Source organism: Shewanella sp. KX20019 (assembly GCF_016757755.1).
In the GTDB taxonomy this organism is placed as follows: Bacteria; Pseudomonadota; Gammaproteobacteria; order Enterobacterales; family Shewanellaceae; genus Shewanella.
Window position 1 is genome coordinate 3,559,683 of record NZ_CP068437.1, and the last position, 21,762, is coordinate 3,581,444.

The window sequence follows — 21,762 nt, forward strand, 5'->3', positions numbered from 1 at the left end:
TAAATAATCAATCGATTAAGCATATCCCCATCATACTTGAAGATGCTTGTTTCAGAAGCGAAGGGGTTTAATCAACAACACAAATCGACTATGTACGATATAGAGATAAACTCATGGATGACCTAACGACTTTACAGAAGATACTAGCTTTCCTGGCAGAAATAGATATTGAAGCTAGAGAAGATAGCATTAAGAAGGCGACTTTCTTACCCGGTATTTTGATTGAGAAAGGCCAGCTTATTTTCGATAAAGAGATATTGAAAAATCCAGGAGATTTGCTGCATGAGGCTGGCCATATTGCGGTTACGGAGTGTGCCGCAAGAGGCGGCCTATCGGGTGATGTATACTCAGCAGGTCACTCTCCTGCTGACGAAATGGCTGCTATCGCCTGGTCATGGGCGGCGCTCCAATCGATTGGTCTTCCTAGTCAGGTTTTATTTCACCAAGATGGCTATAAAGGGGCTTCAGAAAATTACATAGAAGCTTTTAGTCAAGGCCAAGGATTTGGCTTCCCAATGTTAGTCTATTATGGGCTTTGCCATGCCCCAAACCATAGCAATGGTTACCCCACCATGAACAAATGGCTGCGCAGCTAGCAACCACATAAAGTGTCAAAGAAAAAACCATGCTTACTGATAGCGCCGCATGGTTTTACTGTTGATACTAACTAAACCTTAATCAAGGTTCGCTGTTCACTACTCCAGTTAAGATGATACTTCTCACCCGCTGGCTTATCGGTACGCTCGAACGTATGTGCACCAAAAAAGTCACGCTGGCCTTGCAGTAAACTTGCAGGCAAGGTCTCACAGCGATAGCTATCGTAGTATCCCAGTGCAGAGCTGATACAGGGCGTCGGTATACCACTTAATACCGCTTGAGATACCGCTATGCGCCAATCGCCCTGTTTATGTGACAATGCCTGTGCAAACACATCCGCCATCAGCAAGTTTTCAAGATCCGATTCTTGCTCATAGGCTTTAGTAATTGACTGTAAGAAGGTGGCGCGAATAATACAGCCTGCACGCCAAATCTTAGCAATCTCCGCAAAATTTAACTGCCAACCTTGCTCTTTCGCCATCATTGCCATCAGCTGAAAACCTTGGGCATAACTCGATATTTTGGCGCAGTATAGTGCATTTTCTAGCTGGTTAATGAAAGTCTGTTTATCTGTAGCTTGTAGGTGTGTCTTGCTCGGCCCTGCAAGTATTTTGCTCAAGGTAACGCGCTGCTCTTTTTGAGTACTGACTGCACGCGCATAAACCGCTTCTGCAATGGTTGGCGCCGGGCAGCCAATCTGTAGGCTACTTACAGCTGTCCACAGCCCAGTGCCTTTCTGGCCCGCCTTATCAAGGATCATATCGACTAGCGGTGCACCGGTTAACGGGTCGGCTTGCTTTAGCACGTCCGCGCTAATTTGCATTAAATAGCTATTTAACTCGCCGTTATTCCAACGTTCAAACACTTCACCCACTTCTGCGGCGCTAAATCCAAGTCCATCGCGTAGTAGTTGGTAAGCTTCACAAATAAGCTGCATATCCGCGTATTCAATGCCGTTGTGAACCATTTTTACATAATGGCCAGCACCTGCAGGACCAATATAGGTTGTACAAGGCTCCCCCTCTTTAACCGGATTACCTGGCTCGAAGCGCTCAATCGGCAAACCTGTTTTAGCATCAACTTTGGCCGCGATTGCTGACCAAATGGGTTCGATTCGGTCCCATGCTGTTAAACTGCCGCTAGGCATTAATGAAGGGCCAAAGCGGGCACCGACTTCACCGCCAGACACTGCACAGCTAAAGAACAGGAAATCATCCGCGTAACGTTTTTCACGCTCAACGGTATCAGTCCAAAGGCTATTACCCGTATCGATAACGATGTCATCGGGCTCAATACCGGCTTCAATTAATGATTTACATACTCCATCGACAGGTGAGCCCGCCGGAACGGACAATAATACAATGCGTGGTTTCTCTAATTTAGCTAACATTTCAGAAATATTATTACAGCCATCGATACGTGGCTTAACGCTATTATCTAAATATTTAACCCGTTCTAATTCTTCTTGTCTAATTACGCCTTGCACCTTGGCAGTATCAAGGTCAAATGCAGCGACTCGGTATTGGTTATCCGCTATGTTGAGCGCTAGGTTCTTACCCATAACGCCTAAGCCAACCACACCAATATCATAAAGCTCGGTTTGATTATTCATTTAAGTTGTATTCCGCAGGTCACAGAGGGTTTCCCTATCTATTCTAGTGGTAAATTCACACTTTTTTACTGACTCGATAGGGTTTATTTTGTGGCGAATTATACAGACTTTGGTAACTAAATTACTAGCTTTGTCTCTAGTTCACCTCTAACTTTTACAACCTTGTTCTCGATAGAGAACAGTGAGTTTCCAGCAAGAGATACCTCAAACGTATTTACCATTGGATAAAGGTGAACCGAATCATCTGTAGTGAGTCATGCACAGTATGTCCAAGTGTCATTATCGCAAGGGGCGCATGTGCAGACATTACCGTGGCACGCTATAAGTACATCCCTGCAAGCTCGGCCATGACATCTGATGTGAATGGATTCACAAATGCCGCAGTGACATGGGTAGTCACGGCCGTATCTGCACTGATAGTTGGTGTTTTCATTTAGGCCTCTGTGCTTTGACTGCTAACTTGGAGATGCCCCAAAGTGTTTTAGTTATCTATTAGTTTTATCAAGCTATGCTTGACCAAAGTCGTGGTGCTTCGCCCACACCAGACCAAAAAGGGGAAAGCGCTTGCCCCCCTTTTGGATATCCCTCAGCGCCCCGGCGAAATTTAAAAAGCAAAATTTCCAACGGGGAAGATTGCAGTCTGCAAATTTGGCTATTTAAATGTAAATTCTGATGTTCACTGATGCGGAGGTTTATCTAATTTAAAAGCTTTTATTGATAGCTCTAATGCTGAGAGCTTGCGCTTTTATAACCCAGTGTAGATGAAGCTGAGTCCTTCGGAAATAGGGCCAATTATGTTCCAGACATAATTTGGCATTCCCTCCGTCCATGGAGGTCAGATGTTTTCGTTGAGTCCACAGGGACCCTTTCTTTTATAAAGAGTTGCGGCGGGTCTCAGTTGCGTCTGCACATACGCCTGCTGCAGGTCATTGGAACCGCCATTGTTAAAAGCTAGCTCATTTTTGCCCCAAAGTGAGTTTCGCAGTTCAAAAAGTAAATCGGGTGAGTAAAGCTTTAGTCGTAGGAAAGCTAATCTGAAAGGGCCACGTTCAATCTAGAAGATATGCCTGTCCTATCTTTTACAAGGCCAATATTCCGGTTGATAACTGGATAAGGCTCACCTGTGAGATTGGTAAGCTGTTTCATGGCCCAGTGGGCACCACGCAAGAAATGACCCGTTACTGTGACATTTAGAAAGCGATGACGGCAGTTTACCAGCTGCTACAAATTTTTTGAAAATAGCTAATTCAAGGTTGAGTTAACTACACTCCAGCACAATTTAAATCGTCCTGTAGCAAAAGGCGGTAAGCCCTGCTCAAACTTTCATATTTTACCACTGAATAGCTGATAATCCACATAGCCACAGGCAATACCTTCTCTTTAACTTGATATAGCTTGCCACTTACGCTGCGTGAATTTGAGTTTGTACCGAAGAAGCTGTATGTTGTTGATTGTTAATGGGTGGTTAGTTAATTGTTTGACTTTGCACCAGCCGTTGTTGAAAGGCATTAAATGGAGTTCATTGATGAAAGTTCCGTCAATATTGACTAATGATAAGTTAGAAAATTTATATGAAAAAAGAAACGATAAAATTATTAACTTGCCACAACAATTTAAAATATTGCGGTTAGGTTTACTACCTCGTATATGTCAATTGTTTATAACGGTACTAAAACCTGATTCGAATAAAAAAGTTAAATTCTTTCAATTTGAGTCAGCTAAGGAAAATTCTGTTCCCGAGTTATTAGACTCACCACATAGCTTAACCTCACTATTAATGTCTAATGAAGTGTATGAAAAAGATATTACTTCAGAAGGTGAGAAGGTTGCGGTTGAGCTTAAATCTAAAATCAACTTAGCCATACAAACACGCCTTAACGAGTCAATTTACAGAACAGGTCAACGGGTTCAGCTGTTTGCTGTGGATCATTCTATTAAAAAGTATGCTTTTCCTAATTGCTTTTATTCCCCTGAAAGTACTAATTCCTTAAAGCAAAGTCAGTTCTATACTAATTTGCTCGATAGAATTATTGATTTAAGCCCGACTAAATCGACGGTTAGCGAAGAACAGATAGATGATTTAGGCCAAGTTATTTATGAGCTTATAGAAAATACTGAGCAGCACGGCAAGCTTGAAATTAATACAGGACAAGTAAATAAGTCTGTAAGAGGACTTGTCATTGACTATAAGCTTATAAGTAAAGAGCAAACTTCTGAAAGTATAGGCGGGAAAGATTCAGCTATTACTGCGTACTTAGAGGGTATTCGAGTTGATAACCGTACGGTACATTTGTTAGAGATCTCTATTTTTGACAGTGGTGAAGGTATTTTAAAATCCTTTTCATCTAACAGTATTTTAGATATTAGCATTGAGGATGAAGTTGAAGTTGTAGAAAAGTCATTTGCTAAAGGTGTAACTTCAAAAGCTGATTCTCAAGGCTATGGTAGAGGTCTGTTTAATGTTCGTAGCGTTTTAGATAAACGAAAGGGTTTTATATCCCTAAGAACAGGCAGAGTTGGTGTGTATCGTGATTTTAATTTGCAGCCTTTAATTGAAGCAGAACAATCGCCTCTGTCCTTGTATGATGAAACAAATAAATTAAATGATAACTATAATGAGCTAGCACCTGTAGAAGGTTTAGCTTGCAGTATTCTGGTGCCTTTACGATGAAAAATTTTTATTTTTACCAAACGGATCTTAGTACAAACAAACCTAACTTTTTGGTTTGTTTTTATTCAGGGGCTACTTTTTGTCTCGAAGCTTTCTGTAACGAAGTAGTAACTCAATTTAAGTCTTCAATTTTTATTCGCAATATAGTTTTCATCACTCCTGAATTTAATAAAGATGAAATCACACAAAAATTACTTAATCCTGAAGCTCAGATAAAAATTAAGGATAGAGTAAATAGCTTTCAAGAAATTAATTTTCATACATGTTTTGTTAAGCGAAATGGCCAGTTTGAGTTAACTGTTTTTAATGAAGGTAAGAGTAAACTTAAAAGCGTTGAAATGAATAACTTAATAGATTTTGGATTGTATAACATTATAATCAATCGTAATTTAATTGTTGAAGCTCATTCTAATATTCACTTTATTAAGCCTTCAGGAAAACATACAAGTAAATTTATTGATGTTAAAAACTTACTTGAATCGTCTGCTGAAATTTCATTCATTGCAACTAGCCTTTTAAAGTTGTTACCTGAAAAGTTAAGCAAGATTTATGTTGACACTTCAGGTGTTTATTCCTTAGCTTTTGAACTAAGTAATATAACTCGGGCATTTGATAAAAGTGCAGAAATAATTTCAATTGATTCATTTGGAAGTTACGGAGGATTAGAGCAATATAACTTTAGCTCAGATGCTAATACGCTTGTCTTAATTTCAGCTTCCACAAGTAACAACTTGTTCAAAAAACTAAGGATAAACTCTTCATTAGAGAAAGCGTCTCTTGTCTCTGTAATAATGACTCAAGTAAACGATAGCGAACAAAAAGTTTTAGTTGAATTTGAAAAATACAAAAATAAATTTTGTAAATCATATTTTGAACATTTTCATTCTTACGATGAGAATGAATGCCCCATGTGTTTAAAGGAACATTCAATTCCAATTGCGCTTGATAAAAGTCGATTTATTTTTGATTCTCCGAGAACAGAAGCATATTTACCCTTAGCTGTCGATTCGGATAATAACTTAAGGTGTTTGATTAATAAATATAAAGATCTTGATGCATTTCGATGTTTATTTGATGGTGTTGACGGAACAAAAAAGCCAACGCCTGAATATTTTATTGATGTTAGTAAAATCATTCAACAACAGAGTTTTAAAGAGCGTGTACAGAATAACATTCATCGTTTCTTCCCTCTAAACACTGATTGTATTATTCACTGTAAAGACCAAGGCGCAAAAGAATTAGCCAATCTGATTCAAAAAAACATATCACAGCTAGACCTTGAAGTTGATTTGTATGACGGTGAAATACCACATGAAATAACACCTAAAAAAGGTATTGTTGTTGTCGCTGGCTCATTGGAATCAGGTAAATCACTTTTAAATATTAGCAGAGCATTACGGAAATTTAATGAATTGCCCATTACCTATATAGTTGGTTTTGCCAAGTATAATAGTGAGAGTGAATTCAAGAAATTACAAATGGATTTAAAGTTTTCAGAAGGGCCATGTGGTTTTCATCAATTTCATGTGATTGAAAAAATCCTAATGCCGATTAATGAACACAAAGAGAACAGCTGGGATAAAGAACTTGAACTATTAAAAAAGTTAGGTGAAAATCATCAAAATGATGCTGCATTGAAGGCAGTTATTGAGCAGCGGGACAAGAAATTAAGAAGTGCTTCATCAATTAAAAATCAAGGTCTAGGTAAACACCTTTTTCTAGCATCGCCTGTGGGGAAAGACTTAGTTTTAGGTAAAACGTTCGCATTCTGGAATAAAGGTGATAACGATCATGACTTCTATCACCAATCGACAGTTTATTTTACAGTATCTTCCGTATTACAACGGTTAAGAACAACAGCTAAAAACAATGGCACTATTCCATTAGGAACAGGATATATTATTAGGCAACTGGATCCTCTTCTGTTTGATAGGTTCAATGAAGGAGTTATTCAAGCTAGTGTCTTAAGGACTGCGAAATCTAGAGAGTTAGATTACAGTGCTGATGATGCTAAAAGTCGGATTATTGGCTCTTTAATTGAAAGAATGCTGAAATTTCCTGAAACTGAAGAATCTACAGGCTTACCTGAAATTTTACTTGCTCTGTGTACTAAAAAGTTACAAGTCAAAAAAGATCATTTGCTTGGTTTTTCTAATCACTCTATAGATAAAGTAAAGCACTCAATGACTTGGATGTTAGTTGAATATGCAAAACAAGAAATATTAGAAAATACTACAGCTAATGAGTTGTCCGTAACAGTTCCCTTATAGTTACAGCTAATTCAGTCCATTATTTTCAATTTGTTCTTAACGCAGAGGTTTCGTAACCTACGATTCTCTACATACGCTTGCCCGTAAAAACTTCTAACGGAGTTTAATAGCCAAGTGTATTCCTCTGCCTCTTATTGATTCGTAAGCTCACATCAGGTAAAAAAAGAACTATGGGGTCAGGTCTGTATCTTGCGGGATTTAATAGAATGTAGTGGATTAGGGCAACTAAGATACTTTTTCTAATGCCAATACTCATTTCTAGATTTTTAACTCTAGCAAGCTTTTGTCCAAAAATGAGCTGGATGATGCTCTGAACTCGCTGGCAGAGCATCTGCTGTGGAACGTGCAAGCTTCTGAAAAAGGGATTTTTCAGCAGAGCCTACATGGAGGTATTCACGGCGGCTTGCAAAGGAACATAGTGGATGAGCTGCTTTCCATCATAGGTAATGGCACTAGATCCCGGCCCAGAAGCCTTGCCGGGATGACTCCCAAGTTGTTCTGCTAAGCTAGCTTGTTTTTGTCCCAAAATGGCTTAACGATAATTGCTCTTTTCATTGTATTGAAAGCTGGAAGCCACTTATGTCATAAGCTTCCAGCAACAGGTTTAAACGCTATACATGCGCGTCAGCGTATCCCATGCGAGTGAGAGTATTGCGGACAATATCTAAGGTCGCAGGATCTTCTATAGTCGCTGGCACATTGTACTTTTTGTTATCGGCAATATTACGCATGGTGCCGCGCAAAATTTTACCCGAGCGGGTTTTAGGTAACTTTTGCACCGCGCTGACTAACCTAAACGCGGCAACGGGACCTATCTCTTTACGCACTAACGCCATCAGCTGTTTGTTAAGTTCCTGCTCTTCGAGCATTACACCCTTTTTGAGCACCACTAACCCTAAGGGAACCTGCCCTTTGAGTTCATCTTCAACACCGATAACAGCAGCTTCGGCAACGGCATCATGTTGGCATAATACCTCTTCAAAGCGACCTGTTGAGAGGCGATGCCCAGCGACATTAATAATGTCATCGATGCGGCTCATAATATAAAGGTAACCATCTTCATCTTTATAACCTGCATCGCCCGTGAGATAGTAACCAGGATACATAGACAAGTAGCTATCAACATAGCGCTGCTCATTTTGCCAAAGTGTGGTTAAAGTCCCCGGCGGCAATGGCAATTTAATCACCACATTACCCGACTCATTGGCAGCTACTTGCTCACCCATAATGTCGACCACTTCTATTTGATAACCCGGTACCGCTAATGCAGGAGAACCCGCTTTGACCTCGACCGGCGCGTATCCCATTAGGTTAGCCGCCACAGGCCAGCCGGTTTCTGTCTGCCACCAATGATCGATAATCGGCTTTTTAAGCTTATCCTCAGACCAATGTAAGGTATCAGGGTCGCAGCGCTCTCCTGCCAAAAAGACATTTTTCAAACATGACAGATCAACACCTTCAAGATACTCACCATCGGGATCATCGCGTTTAATCGCTCGAATTGCCGTCGGTGCGGTGAAAAAGCTTTTCACATTGTACTTAGCAATAGTGCGCCAAAAAGCACCGGGATCCGGCGTACCAATCGGCTTGCCTTCATACATTAACGTGGTTGCACCCACCAGCAAGGGGCCATAAACAATATAGGAGTGGCCCACTACCCAACCCACATCAGATGCCGCCCAAAAACTATCGCCAGCATCAATGTCATAGATATGCTTCATCGACCAAGCGAGTGCCACACTGTGGCCACCATTGTCTCGAACCACACCTTTCGGTTGCCCGGTTGTGCCCGAGGTATAAAGCACATAAAGTGGATCGGTTGCATCTAACGCCACACAATCAATGTTCGGCGCAGTAGCAACACCGCTTTGCCAATCAATGTCACGGCCAGGCTGCAGTGTTGCTTCTAGCTGGCTTCTGTTTAAGATTAAGCAGTGTTCAACTTTATGCGTTGCCTGCTCCAGTGCATTGTCCAGTAATGGCTTATAGGCTACGACCCCTGATGGCTCTATACCGCATGACGCTGACAAAATAAGCTTAGGTTTAGCATCGTTGATTCGAGTTGCGAGTTCATTAGCCGCAAAGCCACCAAACACCACAGAGTGAATAGCACCAATGCGCGCACACGCTAGCATGGCATAGGCAGTTTCCGGCACCATCGGCATATAGATCACCACCCGGTCGCCTTTTTTAACCCCAATGGAGTCCATGTAACCTGCTAAACGACTTACTTGCGCCAGCAGTTCTTGATAGGTAATTCCATATTCAGTCTCTGTTACTGGGCTGACATACTGAATCGCAATTTGAGCACCACGCCCAGCGTTAACATGCCTATCAACCGCATTGAAGCAAGTATTCATCTTGCCACCTTTAAACCAATGGTAAAAAGGTGCTTCGCTATCATCGAGTACTTTATTCCACGGTGACACCCAATCAATAGCTTGGGCGGCCTGCCCCCAAAACTGCTGTGGATTTGAGATTGAACTTGCATGTAACTGCGTGTTTTTATGTTTCACTATGCATACTCCAGTTAACGTCACCACAGGGTAAACTCAGTTACCCCACAATGAGTATTGTCCCTTTATTCTCTTTTAAGCATTATGCTCCGCCGCTCAAAAAATCCCCATTAGACCTTAGAATGAGTGTGTAATGCCGCTATCCATTAGGGAATGGAGCAACTTAAATACCTGCTAAGTAAGTGTTTAAAATAGAAATTAAAACCAAACCAGACAATAAAAATCAAACGTACGTTTAGCCAATATTAGCGTTATGGCACGCACAATTGACATGAAAACAACTGTCGCTATCACGCTCAAACTTTACCTTTACGTAAACTTCATATATCGTGCAAGAAAAGTTAATAAATATGGTGTTATTAATGACTGAAAAACAGTTACCCCAAACGACATACTCAATAAGTGATTTATCAAAAGAGTTTGATATCACCACTCGTAGTATTCGTTTTTATGAAGATCAAGGCCTGCTTAAACCTAAGCGCCGCGGTCAAACTCGGATCTACAATTTGACCGAGCGAGTTAGACTCAAACTTATTTTGCGCGGTAAACGTTTAGGTTTCTCTTTGGCAGAAACAAGACGCTTGTTCGAACTATACGATGCAGACAAAAATAGCAGCACCCAGCTGCATACTATGCTCGACCTAGTTGAAGATAAGAAAGTCGCCCTACAGCAGCAAATGGACGACATCAAAGTAGTATTAATGGAGCTTAACTCGGCAGAACAGCAATGCCGTGATGCACTAGCCAATAATAGTGAGTAAAAACAGCACTTGATAACACCAACTAAATAACAAGCCTACGAGTATCACGACATAGATCAGTGAACTTGAATAAATGGACACATTGACAGGATACAAGCACATGACTCAACTCTACTCATCTCTAAATTTCGGCCTCGGTGAAGACGTCGATATGCTGCGTGATGCAGTACAACACTTTGCCGCTAATGAAATTGCGCCAATAGCTGCCAAAACAGATATCGATAACGCATTTCCGAATGAGCTGTGGCCGGTACTCGGTGACATGGGTCTATTAGGTGTTACGGTAGCGGAAGAGTACGGTGGAGCGAATATGGGCTATCTTGCTCACGTTGTTGCCATGGAAGAGATCTCACGAGCATCAGCCTCTATCGGGCTTAGCTACGGCGCTCACTCAAACCTTTGTGTTAACCAGATAAACCGTAACGGTAATAAAGAGCAAAAAGATAAGTACCTGCCAAAACTCGTTAGCGGTGAGCACATTGGTGCCCTCGCGATGAGTGAGCCCAATGCAGGCTCAGATGTGGTTTCAATGAAACTGCATGCCCGTAAAGAGGGTGACCGCTATATTCTTAACGGCAACAAAATGTGGATCACTAACGGGCCAGATGCCCACACTTATGTTATCTACGCTAAAACCGACCTTGATAAAGGTGCCCACGGTATTACCGCGTTTATTGTTGAGCGAGGTTCAAAAGGCTTTAGCCAAGCACAAAAACTAGACAAGCTCGGCATGCGCGGCTCAAACACCTGTGAGCTAGTATTTGAAGATTGCGAAGTGCCTGAGGAGAACATCCTTGGTGGCTTAAACAATGGCGTTAAAGTGTTGATGAGTGGTCTTGATTACGAGCGAGTCGTGCTATCAGGTGGCCCGCTTGGGATCATGGCAGCCAGTATGGACATCGTTGTGCCTTACATCCATGAGCGTGAACAGTTTGGTAAATCCATTGGTCAGTTCCAGCTAGTACAGGGCAAACTTGCCGATATGTACACTGGCATGAATGCCGCCAAATCTTACATCTACAATGTGGCTAAATCATGTGACCGCGGCGAAACGACCCGTAAAGATGCCGCTGGCGCTATTTTGTATTCAGCGGAGTTGGCAACCAAGATGGCACTCGATGCGATTCAACTGCTCGGCGGTAACGGTTACGTCAATGATTACGCCACCGGCCGTTTGCTGCGTGACGCTAAACTTTATGAGATTGGCGCGGGTACCTCTGAAATACGCCGTATGCTCATTGGCCGCGAGTTATTTAACGAATCAAAATAAATCTAACTAAATCATCAATAACAAGGCTCGCCTAGCGAGCTATTAGAGCCCTAATTTGGAACAAGGGCGACAGCCACAACGTCGCCCACGGTCCAGCTTCAAAAGGATTGAAATTGTGACTCAACTCAGCAGTCGTATTAATGCCCGCAGCGACGAATTCAAAGCCAAATTTGATGACATGGCTAGCGTCGTCCAAGATCTCAAGTCAAAGCTACAGCAAATTGAGCTAGGTGGTGGTGAGGTTGCCCGTGAACGTCACCTTTCGCGAGGAAAATTACTACCGCGTCAACGTGTTGAAAAACTTCTCGATCCAGGTTCTCCCTTTTTAGAGATCTCGCAATTTGCCGCTTTCGAACTCTATGAAGATGTCGTCCCTGCCGCTGGCGTGATTGCGGGTATTGGCCGCGTTAGCGGGGTTGAATGCATGATTATTGCCAACGATGCCACCGTAAAAGGCGGCACCTACTACCCAGTTACGGTTAAAAAACATATTCGAGCGCAAGAGATTGCCAGCCGTTGTCACCTGCCCTGTATTTACCTTGTCGACTCAGGCGGCGCTAACTTACCTCGCCAAGATGAAGTGTTTCCAGACAGAGACCATTTCGGTCGTATCTTCTATAACCAAGCGCAGATGTCCGCTAAAGGTATTCCACAAATTGCCGTAGTGATGGGGCTTTGTACTGCTGGCGGCGCATACGTTCCGGCAATGGCAGATGAGTCCATTATCGTTAAAGAGCAAGGCACCATCTTCCTTGCGGGTCCGCCTCTGGTAAAAGCAGCAACGGGCGAAGAGGTCACCGCTGAAGAGCTCGGCGGTGCAGAGGTGCACACTAAGATTTCAGGCGTTGCCGATCACCTGGCGCAAAATGATGAGCACGCCCTAGAACTTGCTCGTAAAGCCGTGACTCGACTCAATCATCAGAAGAAGATTGCAGCTCAGCTTAGCCCGGTTCAACCGCCAAAGTTCGATATTAACGAGCTGTATGGCATTGTTGGTACCGATCTTAAAAAGCCTTTTGACGTCAAAGAGGTGATTGCTCGCGTTGTCGATGATTCTGATTTTGACGAATTTAAAGCCAACTATGGCAGCACTCTGGTGTGTGGTTTTGCCCGCATTCATGGCTATCCTGTCGGCATTGTGGCTAACAACGGCATCTTGTTCTCTGAGTCGGCGCAAAAAGGCGCTCACTTTATTGAACTGTGTTGCCAACGCAAGATCCCACTACTGTTCTTACAAAACATTACCGGTTTTATGGTCGGTAAAAAGTACGAACATGAAGGGATAGCTAAGCACGGAGCCAAAATGGTGACTGCGGTTTCATGTGCCAACGTGCCTAAGTTTACCGTCATTATTGGTGGCAGCTACGGCGCAGGTAACTATGGTATGTGCGGTAGAGCTTTCGACCCCACCATGATGTGGATGTGGCCAAATGCGCGCATATCAGTCATGGGCGGCGAACAAGCCGCAGGCGTTTTGGCCACGGTAAAACGTGATGGACTAAAACGTAAAGGCCTTGATTGGTCTGATGAAGATGAACAAAACTTCCGTAAGCCCATTGTTGAGCAATACGATAAAGAGGGTCATCCGTATCATGCTAGTGCACGTCTTTGGGACGACGGTATTATTGACCCTGCACAAACTCGAGATGTTGTTGGTTTAGCACTCTCTGCCGCGCTTAATGCGCCGATAGAGGAGACTAAATTTGGTGTGTTCCGTATGTAATGGGGCTCCATTGCTATAACAGAAACCAAAGCTAAACCTTGGAGCTAAATTGGGAACAACACTATGACTAATCAAACCCTACAAATGACGGCGCAGACACTTTCAGAGCAGTGTCAGTACGTCAGTTGCACACTCAACAATGGCGTCGCCGAGCTTATTCTGGATCGCCCAGGCAAACATAATGCCTTTGATGAGGTGATGATAAGCGAGATGATCCAAGTACTGGAATACTTCGGACATAATCCGCAATGCCAAGTACTGATATTAAAAGCCAATGGCAAAAACTTCAGTGCAGGCGCCGACTTAAACTGGATGCGTAAGCAAGCCACCATGGACTTTCAGCAGAATCTATCTGATGCCAACGAGCTTGCTAAGTTGATGTCAGTGCTCGACAAGTTCCCGAAACCGACGATAGCTAAAGTACAAGGCGCCGCTTTTGGTGGTGCACTTGGCCTTATCTGCTGCTGCGATATCGCCATTGCCAATGAGCGCGCCAGCTTCTGCCTAAGTGAAGTAAAGCTTGGACTTATTCCTGCCGTCATTAGCCCTTATGTTACCCGAGCTATGGGACAACGCGCCGCACGTCGCTATATGCTAACGGCAGAGAGATTCAAGGTGCAAAAAGCATTAGAGCTGCAAGTCGTCCATGAAGTAGCTGATGATTTAGATGCCGCTGCAGAGCCTATCATCACTGCGCTTTTGGCTAATAGTCCGCAGGGTATGGCTTGGGCTAAAAGCCTGCTTTCAACACTTGAGAGCGGCGTGATAGATCAAGCGACACTGGATCACACCAGCGAACGTATCGCCCGTATTCGGGTATCAGATGAGGGTCAAGAGGGGCTCAACGCATTCTTTGACAAGCGCAGCCCCGACTGGACTATTGCTAACGGTTCAATAGATAAAAACAACAGTGCTGCTAGCGCACAAGGAGCCAAATAATATGTTTACTAAGTTGCTAATTGCCAACCGTGGTGAAATTGCCTGTCGTATCATTAAAACAGCTCAAGCGATGGGCGTACGCACCGTGGCACTGTATTCAGATGCCGACATTGACGCACGTCATGTTGCCATGGCTGATGAGTCGTTTTATCTCGGTGGCAGCGCGCCAGCGGACTCGTACTTAAAAGCCGATCTAATTATCGATATTGCCAAAAAATCAGGCGCTCAAGCTATCCACCCAGGTTATGGTTTTCTATCTGAAAACGCTGAATTCGCCCTGAAGTGTGAGCAAAGTGGTATTGCCTTTGTGGGCCCTAGCGCCGCCGCTATTGATTCAATGGGCAGTAAAAGTGCTGCTAAAGAGATTATGGGCGCCGCTAATGTACCCTTAGTGCCTGGTTACCATGGCGATGTGCAAGAAGATGATGTACTCGTCAGCGAAGCCAATAAAATGGGCTTCCCACTGCTTATCAAAGCAGCCTACGGCGGCGGCGGTAAAGGCATGCGTATTGTCGAAAACAGCGCTGAAGTATTAGAGGCGATTCAATCTGCAAGGCGCGAAGCAATAAGCTCATTTGGTAATGATAAGTTACTGATGGAGCGTTATTTACGCCAGCCACGCCATGTTGAAGTGCAAGTCTTTGCCGATAGCCAAGGTCACTGTATCTATCTATCCGATCGCGATTGTTCCATTCAACGTCGCCATCAAAAAGTGGTCGAAGAAGCCCCGGCACCTGGGCTTAGTGACGCGCTGCGCATTAGCATGGGCGAAGCCGCTGTTGCAGCCGCTAAAGCGATTAACTATGAAGGCGCCGGCACCGTTGAGTTCCTGCTTGATACCGATGGCAGTTTCTACTTTATGGAGATGAACACCCGTCTACAGGTAGAGCATCCTGTCACCGAAATGGTCACTGGACAAGATCTGGTCAAATGGCAGCTAATGGTTGCCAGTGGCAGTGAGTTACCATTAACCCAAGATGAAGTACGTATTCATGGCCATGCCTTTGAAGTACGTATTTATGCCGAAGATCCGCAAAATGATTTTCTGCCTGCCAGTGGCAAGCTCAACTTTTTACGCGAACCAGAGCAGAGCAAGTTTGTCCGTATTGACTCTGGGGTGCGCGAAAATGATGTGATCAGTAACTTTTATGATCCGATGATCTCCAAGCTCATCACTTGGGATGAATCGCGTCCGCGTGCATTGCAGCGCCTAGTTCACGCCCTCGCCTCCTATCAAATAAGCGGCTTAAAACACAATATTGAATTTCTTGCCAACATTGCTGAACATGACGCGTTTAGTGAAGCCAATTTTAGCACTGACTTTATTGAGCGTTATGGTGACTCATTGATTGGCCATGGCCTGAGCGACAGCCAGTCGAATGAGCGCAACACCGCGTTGGCACTAGCAGCGCTTTATCAACTATGCGCCCGCAAAGCGGACGCTAAGCGTTGTGCAGTCAATAGTCATGATCCTTATTCGCCTTGGGGCGCTGTTAACGGCTTCAGACTTAACAGTGCTAGCGTGCATCAAGTTGCCCTACTCGATGATGACCAGCAAATTAATCACCTAGAGCTGACCGAAACTCAGCTAGGTGGTCAATCGGTCTACCAGCTTAAAATTAATGATAGCCAGCTAACGCTCTCTGGTGAGCTTATCGGTGAAACACTACATGCTGAAATTGCACTATTCCCGACAACTGATAGTAGTCATTGCGCTCAAACCATTAAGCGCACAGGGCATAAGATAAAAGTCCCTGTCAGTCAGGTGGGCGATGACTTTACCCTGTTTATCAACTCAAGCAGCTATCACTACCGTGCACTTCAATCTGAAGTGGTTGAGGAGCAAGATAACTTAGAGGATAAGCTTAAAGCCCCCATGAACGGCACCATCGTGACTCATCTAGTTGAAAAAGGTGACAAGGTTGTTGCAGGCCAAGGCATTATGGTGATGGAAGCGATGAAGATGGAGTATACGATTGAGTCACCATTTGACGGCGTTGTAAGTGCATTCTTCTTTAATGCTGGCGAACTGGTCAGTGACGGTATGCTACTCGCCGAAATTGAACCCGCCGTTGTTGAATCGTCTTTGACAGAGGAGCCAGTGTAAATGTCCTCAAATTCATACGCTAAACAGGTCAGCATTTTTGAAGTCGGCGCCCGTGACGGTTTGCAAAACGAAAAGCCCGTCACCACGGCAGATAAGATTGTCTTGATTGAAGATTTAGCCGCTGCCGGTGTTAAGCGCATCGAGGCCGCGAGCTTTGTGTCGCCGAAATGGGTGCCGCAAATGGCAGACTCGGCTGATGTGCTTGGCGGGATCGCTCGCAACACTGATGTGACCTACAGTGCCCTCACGCCGAACCTTAAAGGCTTGGAACTTGCGCTTGCCGCCGGAAGCGATGAAGTTGCCATTTTTGGCGCTGCTTCAGAAAGCTTTAGCCAGCGCAATATTAACTGCTCGATTGAGGAATCGATTGAGCGCTTTATCCCAGTGATGGAGCTGGCTAAAGCCAATAATATTCGTGTACGTGGCTATGTATCGTGCGTGCTCGGTTGCCCTTACGAAGGTGATATCGCCGTTAGTGAAGTGGCTAGGGTGTCTGAATTACTTTACAAAATGGGTTGTTATGAGATCTCGCTCGGCGACACTATAGGGGTTGGCACTGCGCTTAATGCCCGTAAGATGGTAGAAGCTGTCGCCAATGTCGTTCCCGTCTCAAAACTGGCGCTGCATTTTCATGACACCTACGGTCAAGCACTCGCTAACATATTGGCCTGCTTAGAGACAGGCGTCAGCGTTATTGACTCATCGGTGGCGGGTCTAGGCGGCTGTCCTTATGCCAAAGGTGCATCGGGCAATTTAGCCACTGAAGATCTGGTTTATATGCTCCATGGTCTCGGCATTGAAACCGGAATAGATATCAATAAACTTGCCTTGGCAGGTAACAAAATTAGCCAAGCACTTGGGCGCACTAATGGCGCCAAGGTCGCACAAGCACTCGCCGTTTAACACTGAGTTGCTTACATATTTTACAGAATGAGTTTATAGAGAGCCGCATACCCTACAGTTTAAAGTGGCTCCCTTAATATGGAGATAACAACAATGGCAGGACTAAATAAGGTTGTCGCTAGTTATGAGGAGGCATTAAAAGGCCTCAGTAATGACATGACCGTCATGGTCGGCGGATTTGGATTATGTGGTATTCCCGAAGGCTTAATCGCGCAGATGGTCAAAACCGGCGTAACAGGCCTAACCGCTATCTCGAATAACGCTGGCGTCGATGACTTTGGCCTAGGCTTGCTATTGAAGAGCCGCCAAATCGACACCATGATCGCCTCTTATGTTGGCGAAAATGCCACCTTCGAACAGCAGATGCTTTCTGGCGAACTCAACGTGATCTTAACGCCTCAAGGCACGTTAGCTGAAAAAATTCGTGCTGGCGGCGCCGGTATTCCCGCTTTCTTCACCGCAACAGGCTACGGTACGCCCGTCGCAGACGGTAAAGAGACCCGCGAAATTGACGGGCGTCATTATGTACTTGAACCCGCGCTTAAAGCTGATTTTGCCTTAGTTCGAGCGTGGAAAGCCGATACTATGGGTAACCTAGTGTTTCGTAAAACCGCCGCTAACTTTAATCCAATGATGGCAACCGCCGGTAAAATCACCGTGGTAGAAGCTGAGCATATTGTAGAACCCGGTGAACTCGACCCTGATCATATCCATACACCGGGGATCTACGTCGACCGTATTATCCAAGGCACGTTCGAGAAACGTATAGAGCAACGTACCGTTAAAGCTGCCGCAGACACTAAGCAATAAGGAGGCTACACCATGGCATTATCAAGAGAACAACTGGCGCAACGTGTAGCAAAAGAGCTCCAAGACGGCTTTTACGTCAACCTAGGCATAGGTATTCCAACACTCGTCGCCAACTACATTCCAGCAGGAATAGAGGTGATGCTGCAATCTGAAAATGGTCTACTCGGCATGGGCGAGTTTCCAACAGAAGAGACCATCGATGCCGACCTGATCAACGCCGGGAAACAGACCGTAACAGCGGTTGATGGTGCATCGTTTTTCTCATCAAGCGAGAGCTTTGCCATGATCCGTGGCGGCCATGTAGATTTAACCGTACTCGGCGCCTTTGAAGTCGACGAACAAGGCTCTATCGCCTCTTGGATGATCCCAGGCAAACTGATTAAAGGCATGGGCGGCGCGATGGATTTAGTGGCTGGCGCTGACAACATCATCGTCACCATGATGCACGCTGATAAAAAAGGTAACTCTAAGCTGTTACCTAAGTGCGAACTGCCGCTAACGGGTTTTGGCTGTATCAAACGTGTATTAACCGACTTGGCCTTTATGGAGATCAAAGACGGTGCTTTCCACCTGCTTGAGCGCGCACCGGGAGTATCGGTTGAAGAGATCGTCTCTAAAACCGCAGGAAAGTTAGTAGTACCTGAGCACGTGCCTGAAATGAGCTTCTAGGCTTATTGACTAGGTGACTTAGTTACTAGCAGAGATGGTATTTGAGTAAAATTACTTGCTGCGGTGTTTAACAAGGTCTCAGCAATGAAAACGCAGCTAATCAGCTGCGTTTTTTATTTAGGGCAGAGTTACATATCGGCGCATACACACACTCAGCCGTAGGAGTTTAACTCGTAACTGGACAAAAATGGATTACCTTCTAGCAAAGTTGGTTCCAATTGCCTGCGGCAGGTGCTGGACAGGATGTCCGAATGTCGTGATCACATGGTCGATGATGTTCCCGACATCATAACGACATTCCCCATATCCCTTTGGGTCAGATGTGAATGAACGACCGTATGTGCAGACGCAACTGATGCTCGCTTTGCGCCATCTGACCTCCAAGGATGGAGGGAATGCCAAATTCTGTATGGAACAGAATTGGCTATGGCCGCTCTGCGGTTTCATCCCTGAAACCGAAGGCCTCAGTTGCATCTACACTGGTTTCGAAAAGCGCGATCATCTAGCATTTGCGTATTAAATTCTGCAGTTAGAAATCGTAACTTTCAGTAAATGCCTTTGCTTAAAGGCCTATAACCTAAATTGCAGAATATAATCTCCCCCGTTGGAAGTTTCGTTTCTCAGAAATTTCGCCGGGGTGCTGAGGGTTCTACTCTTATGAAATCAAGAGCGGGTACAAGCGCTTTACCCCTTGGCTCTACTCTTGATTACAAGAATGGGCGAAGCACCACGACGTTGACGTTGATTCTGATTTGAAAAAGCAATAACTGATATTGCAGCCAGCACGTTTTGGGGCATAAATGCATTAGCAGCTGACCACAAGCCGTGAGCAATGCAGGCACTCTGTTGCGCCTTTTCTTTTAACAATCCATGTGATGGCGGTACCATCTGTCTTAATGGGCTTGTTACAAGTCTATTCAATCAGTGCTAAAGAATTTATTTTAAAATGATAAATCTCAAAAGAGTCCTCTGAATCCAGTAATCTAATTGTTATGGTGGCATCACCGTTCTCGTAATGCCCAATAACGGTATAAGTCACAATGGTGCTAGTACCATCTTGAATAGTTGCACCAGAATGAACTTGCGTAAACGTTGGGTCTTCGATATTTTTTAGTGTTCCGAGTTTCGAAAGCCAACGAAAAAGCTTTTCAAAATCTTCGTCGGAAGTATTCTCGAAGGTTGCTGAAACAAAAAGTGGTTTGGCCTTTTCTATATCCCATTCAGAAATTATCGGAATGACCTTCTTTATATAAGGAACGGCCGTTTCATTGTATTCTGATTGCTTATATCCAGAGTATACGGCCACGATGATGATTAAAGAGATAAACCCTAAAAATATTATTCCCAGCCACTTAAACATATTCTTGATCATTAACTCCCCCTAGACTAGTAACGCTCTAATAACGGGCAAAAAATTGTTGGCTAAAATGTGGAGGAACGCAACACAGCCATTGTATTTTGCCTTGGTTAAAAGGACAAACATAGCCAACCATTGATAATCAATAACATAACTAGCTTTCAAGCAGATATCAATTCTCAGCACCGTTCAAATCATCAGATGAAATATTTTCAATACGACAGTTACGGAATATTCACTAAATAGAGTTAGTTACGGGGGTGAATGAGTTTTAATCCGTGGATTGTTACCCCTGCAGGATAGCAGCAGAAAGTGATCTTAGGATGAACGGCTGGAGTCTAATATACCTCGTACTCCAGCTATAATTGCACAACTGTATATTTACATGTGTAGTTTAGCTGGGTATAGTCCAAAGTTGATAATCATATTGAGGAAATTGGGACACAATGAAAAAACTACTCTTAACAATCGCAACCACAACTATATTACTCGGTTGTCAAGCAACCGGGAATGTATCGAACTATGATGCGAGCAGTGTTGAAGGAGAGTTGGTGTCCTATGACAAATTCTCTAAAAAGTTTTTCAGTTATGAAGGCTTCTGCACCAAAAATAATGCAGAAGCCAAATCGAATGGAAAGTACATATACTTCAACGAAAAATATAATAAAGGTGGCGATCTGAAGACTTGCTACGATGTACTTGCATCAAAGATTTCCCATAAATGGAATGGCGAGTTCTCAGAAGAGCAAGTAAAGCGACTGCTTATTTCACAAGACTTTGGCTCATCAGAAACATACAAAAGCATGGCTAATGATCCCAAATACAAGAGAAATGCGGCCAGCTATAAGCTTCGTTGGGATAATTACTTGGCAAATAAGGCATGGATTGACAACATGATGGACGATCCCATCGTTTCAAGTACTATCTGGGCCACAGAAACAACCCAAAACAAGTTTGAAAAGACAACAAAATCAACAGCCAACATTGTTAAAACCTGGAAAGGAGAAAAATCTAAGCGCTATAACTTCACTGTTTCATGCAATACATCTGCTGACAATAAAAAGCTAATGCTAACATGGAGCCATTCAGATGTATTTTCTGCTCCAAATACAACGGCGAAATTCATTGCCCTAATTAATGACGAACCCGTTGAGCTGCACACAAAGCTATATTCAAACTCATACAAGTCAGGCTTTATTTTGCCGCAGAAAGGGTTTAACCAAGTTATAAATGCGCTGATTGAAGGCAAACATATTCCATATAGAGTTTCGAATGATGACCTATTTGAAAGTTCAGTCGCTGCTGCCGACGATACAACAGCACTGAAAAATCTTGTCGGAGATTGTAGCTAGTTATTTGTTGAAGCGGATTTGGTTAATGACATACAACCAAGTCCGTTTTAACCGGGAACAACAACCGAATGACCCCTGCCATCCATAATTAAAAATACAACTATCCTGCATTCAAGATCTCAGTGCACCTTATCGGGTAACCATATACTTACTGCCATATCGCTTCTACTGACTCCCTTTTCGACTATGATGAATCTAGGCCAAA

The 21,762-nt window shown here is 43.9% G+C and carries 15 protein-coding genes and 1 pseudogene; 13 read left to right on the forward strand and 3 right to left on the reverse strand.

Going from position 1 to position 21,762, the window contains the following annotated elements:
* Positions 1 to 113 precede the first annotated feature (113 nt).
* Entirely contained in the window at positions 114 to 596 is a 483-nt protein-coding gene (locus JK628_RS15450; protein WP_202285573.1) for a hypothetical protein, read from the forward strand.
* A 71-nt stretch (positions 597 to 667) separates the two neighbouring features.
* Here the strand turns inward: JK628_RS15450 and gndA are convergent, their stop codons facing one another.
* Positions 668 to 2,209 (reverse strand): NADP-dependent phosphogluconate dehydrogenase, encoded by a 1,542-nt coding sequence (gene gndA / locus JK628_RS15455; RefSeq protein WP_202285575.1) that lies wholly within the window; start codon positions 2,207 to 2,209, stop codon positions 668 to 670.
* 1,074 nt (positions 2,210 to 3,283) lie between these two features.
* Here gndA and JK628_RS23330 point away from each other — a divergent pair.
* From JK628_RS23330 to JK628_RS15465, 3 genes and pseudogenes are all read left to right on the forward strand, one after another.
* Positions 3,284 to 3,403 (forward strand): annotated as a pseudogene (locus JK628_RS23330) (transposase); the annotation flags it as partial.
* Positions 3,404 to 3,734: 331 nt separating this feature from the next.
* A complete protein-coding gene (locus JK628_RS15460; protein ID WP_202285577.1) occupies positions 3,735 to 4,880 on the forward strand; it encodes a sensor histidine kinase in 1,146 nt (381 codons plus the stop codon).
* The gene (locus JK628_RS15465; protein ID WP_202285579.1) at positions 4,877 to 7,150 is read left to right on the forward strand and encodes a hypothetical protein; all 2,274 of its coding nucleotides are present in this window, start codon (positions 4,877 to 4,879) and stop codon (positions 7,148 to 7,150) included. The genes JK628_RS15460 and JK628_RS15465 overlap by 4 nt, the downstream gene beginning before the upstream one ends.
* Before the next feature lie 611 nt (positions 7,151 to 7,761).
* Here JK628_RS15465 and JK628_RS15470 read toward each other — a convergent pair.
* On the reverse strand, positions 7,762 to 9,666 hold the full coding sequence (locus tag JK628_RS15470; protein WP_202285581.1) for a propionyl-CoA synthetase: 1,905 nt from the start codon (positions 9,664 to 9,666) through the stop codon (positions 7,762 to 7,764).
* A gap of 362 nt (positions 9,667 to 10,028) precedes the next feature.
* Between JK628_RS15470 and JK628_RS15475 the strand changes: the two genes are divergently transcribed.
* The 8 genes from JK628_RS15475 (at position 10,029) to JK628_RS15510 (ending at position 18,848) form a co-directional block, all read left to right on the forward strand.
* The gene (locus tag JK628_RS15475; protein ID WP_202285583.1) at positions 10,029 to 10,427 is read left to right on the forward strand and encodes a MerR family transcriptional regulator; all 399 of its coding nucleotides are present in this window, start codon (positions 10,029 to 10,031) and stop codon (positions 10,425 to 10,427) included.
* A 100-nt stretch (positions 10,428 to 10,527) separates the two neighbouring features.
* Positions 10,528 to 11,697, forward strand: a complete 1,170-nt coding sequence (locus JK628_RS15480; RefSeq protein WP_202285585.1) for an isovaleryl-CoA dehydrogenase — start codon at positions 10,528 to 10,530, stop codon at positions 11,695 to 11,697.
* A gap of 115 nt (positions 11,698 to 11,812) precedes the next feature.
* Positions 11,813 to 13,420 carry a carboxyl transferase domain-containing protein gene (locus JK628_RS15485; RefSeq protein ID WP_202285587.1) on the forward strand — a complete coding sequence of 536 codons (1,608 nt, stop codon included), beginning with the start codon at positions 11,813 to 11,815 and terminating at the stop codon, positions 13,418 to 13,420.
* Between the two features lie 63 nt (positions 13,421 to 13,483).
* The gene (locus tag JK628_RS15490; protein ID WP_202285589.1) at positions 13,484 to 14,359 is read left to right on the forward strand and encodes an enoyl-CoA hydratase-related protein; all 876 of its coding nucleotides are present in this window, start codon (positions 13,484 to 13,486) and stop codon (positions 14,357 to 14,359) included.
* Between the two features lies 1 nt (position 14,360).
* Positions 14,361 to 16,466, forward strand: a complete 2,106-nt coding sequence (locus JK628_RS15495; protein ID WP_202285591.1) for an acetyl/propionyl/methylcrotonyl-CoA carboxylase subunit alpha — start codon at positions 14,361 to 14,363, stop codon at positions 16,464 to 16,466.
* Entirely contained in the window at positions 16,467 to 17,369 is a 903-nt protein-coding gene (locus JK628_RS15500) for a hydroxymethylglutaryl-CoA lyase (RefSeq protein ID WP_202285593.1), read from the forward strand. It begins immediately after the preceding gene.
* A gap of 93 nt (positions 17,370 to 17,462) precedes the next feature.
* On the forward strand, positions 17,463 to 18,179 hold the full coding sequence (locus tag JK628_RS15505; protein ID WP_202285595.1) for a CoA transferase subunit A: 717 nt from the start codon (positions 17,463 to 17,465) through the stop codon (positions 18,177 to 18,179).
* A gap of 12 nt (positions 18,180 to 18,191) precedes the next feature.
* Positions 18,192 to 18,848: a 3-oxoacid CoA-transferase subunit B gene (locus tag JK628_RS15510; protein ID WP_202285597.1), complete on the forward strand. Its 657-nt coding sequence runs from the start codon at positions 18,192 to 18,194 to the stop codon at positions 18,846 to 18,848.
* Between the two features lie 913 nt (positions 18,849 to 19,761).
* On the opposite strand, the gene JK628_RS15515 is transcribed toward JK628_RS15510, so the two are convergent.
* Complete coding sequence (locus tag JK628_RS15515) at positions 19,762 to 20,220, reverse strand: hypothetical protein (RefSeq protein ID WP_202285599.1); 459 nt, start codon at positions 20,218 to 20,220, stop codon at positions 19,762 to 19,764.
* Positions 20,221 to 20,651: 431 nt separating this feature from the next.
* Between JK628_RS15515 and JK628_RS15520 the strand changes: the two genes are divergently transcribed.
* On the forward strand, positions 20,652 to 21,557 hold the full coding sequence (locus JK628_RS15520; RefSeq protein WP_202285601.1) for a hypothetical protein: 906 nt from the start codon (positions 20,652 to 20,654) through the stop codon (positions 21,555 to 21,557).
* The last annotated feature ends 205 nt before the right edge of the window (positions 21,558 to 21,762 follow it).

Bases quoted from the DNA above. Each gene is read 5' to 3' on its own strand.
- JK628_RS15450 (WP_202285573.1), top strand. From the start codon at position 114: ATGGATGACCTAACGACTTTACAGAAGATACTAGCTTTCCTGGCAGAA.
- gndA (WP_202285575.1), bottom strand. From the start codon at position 2,209: ATGAATAATCAAACCGAGCTTTATGATATTGGTGTGGTTGGCTTAGGC.
- JK628_RS15460 (WP_202285577.1), top strand. From the start codon at position 3,735: ATGAAAGTTCCGTCAATATTGACTAATGATAAGTTAGAAAATTTATAT.
- JK628_RS15465 (WP_202285579.1), top strand. From the start codon at position 4,877: ATGAAAAATTTTTATTTTTACCAAACGGATCTTAGTACAAACAAACCT.
- JK628_RS15475 (WP_202285583.1), top strand. From the start codon at position 10,029: ATGACTGAAAAACAGTTACCCCAAACGACATACTCAATAAGTGATTTA.
- JK628_RS15480 (WP_202285585.1), top strand. From the start codon at position 10,528: ATGACTCAACTCTACTCATCTCTAAATTTCGGCCTCGGTGAAGACGTC.
- JK628_RS15490 (WP_202285589.1), top strand. From the start codon at position 13,484: ATGACTAATCAAACCCTACAAATGACGGCGCAGACACTTTCAGAGCAG.
- JK628_RS15495 (WP_202285591.1), top strand. From the start codon at position 14,361: ATGTTTACTAAGTTGCTAATTGCCAACCGTGGTGAAATTGCCTGTCGT.
- JK628_RS15500 (WP_202285593.1), top strand. From the start codon at position 16,467: ATGTCCTCAAATTCATACGCTAAACAGGTCAGCATTTTTGAAGTCGGC.
- JK628_RS15505 (WP_202285595.1), top strand. From the start codon at position 17,463: ATGGCAGGACTAAATAAGGTTGTCGCTAGTTATGAGGAGGCATTAAAA.
- JK628_RS15510 (WP_202285597.1), top strand. From the start codon at position 18,192: ATGGCATTATCAAGAGAACAACTGGCGCAACGTGTAGCAAAAGAGCTC.
- JK628_RS15515 (WP_202285599.1), bottom strand. From the start codon at position 20,220: ATGATCAAGAATATGTTTAAGTGGCTGGGAATAATATTTTTAGGGTTT.
- JK628_RS15520 (WP_202285601.1), top strand. From the start codon at position 20,652: ATGAAAAAACTACTCTTAACAATCGCAACCACAACTATATTACTCGGT.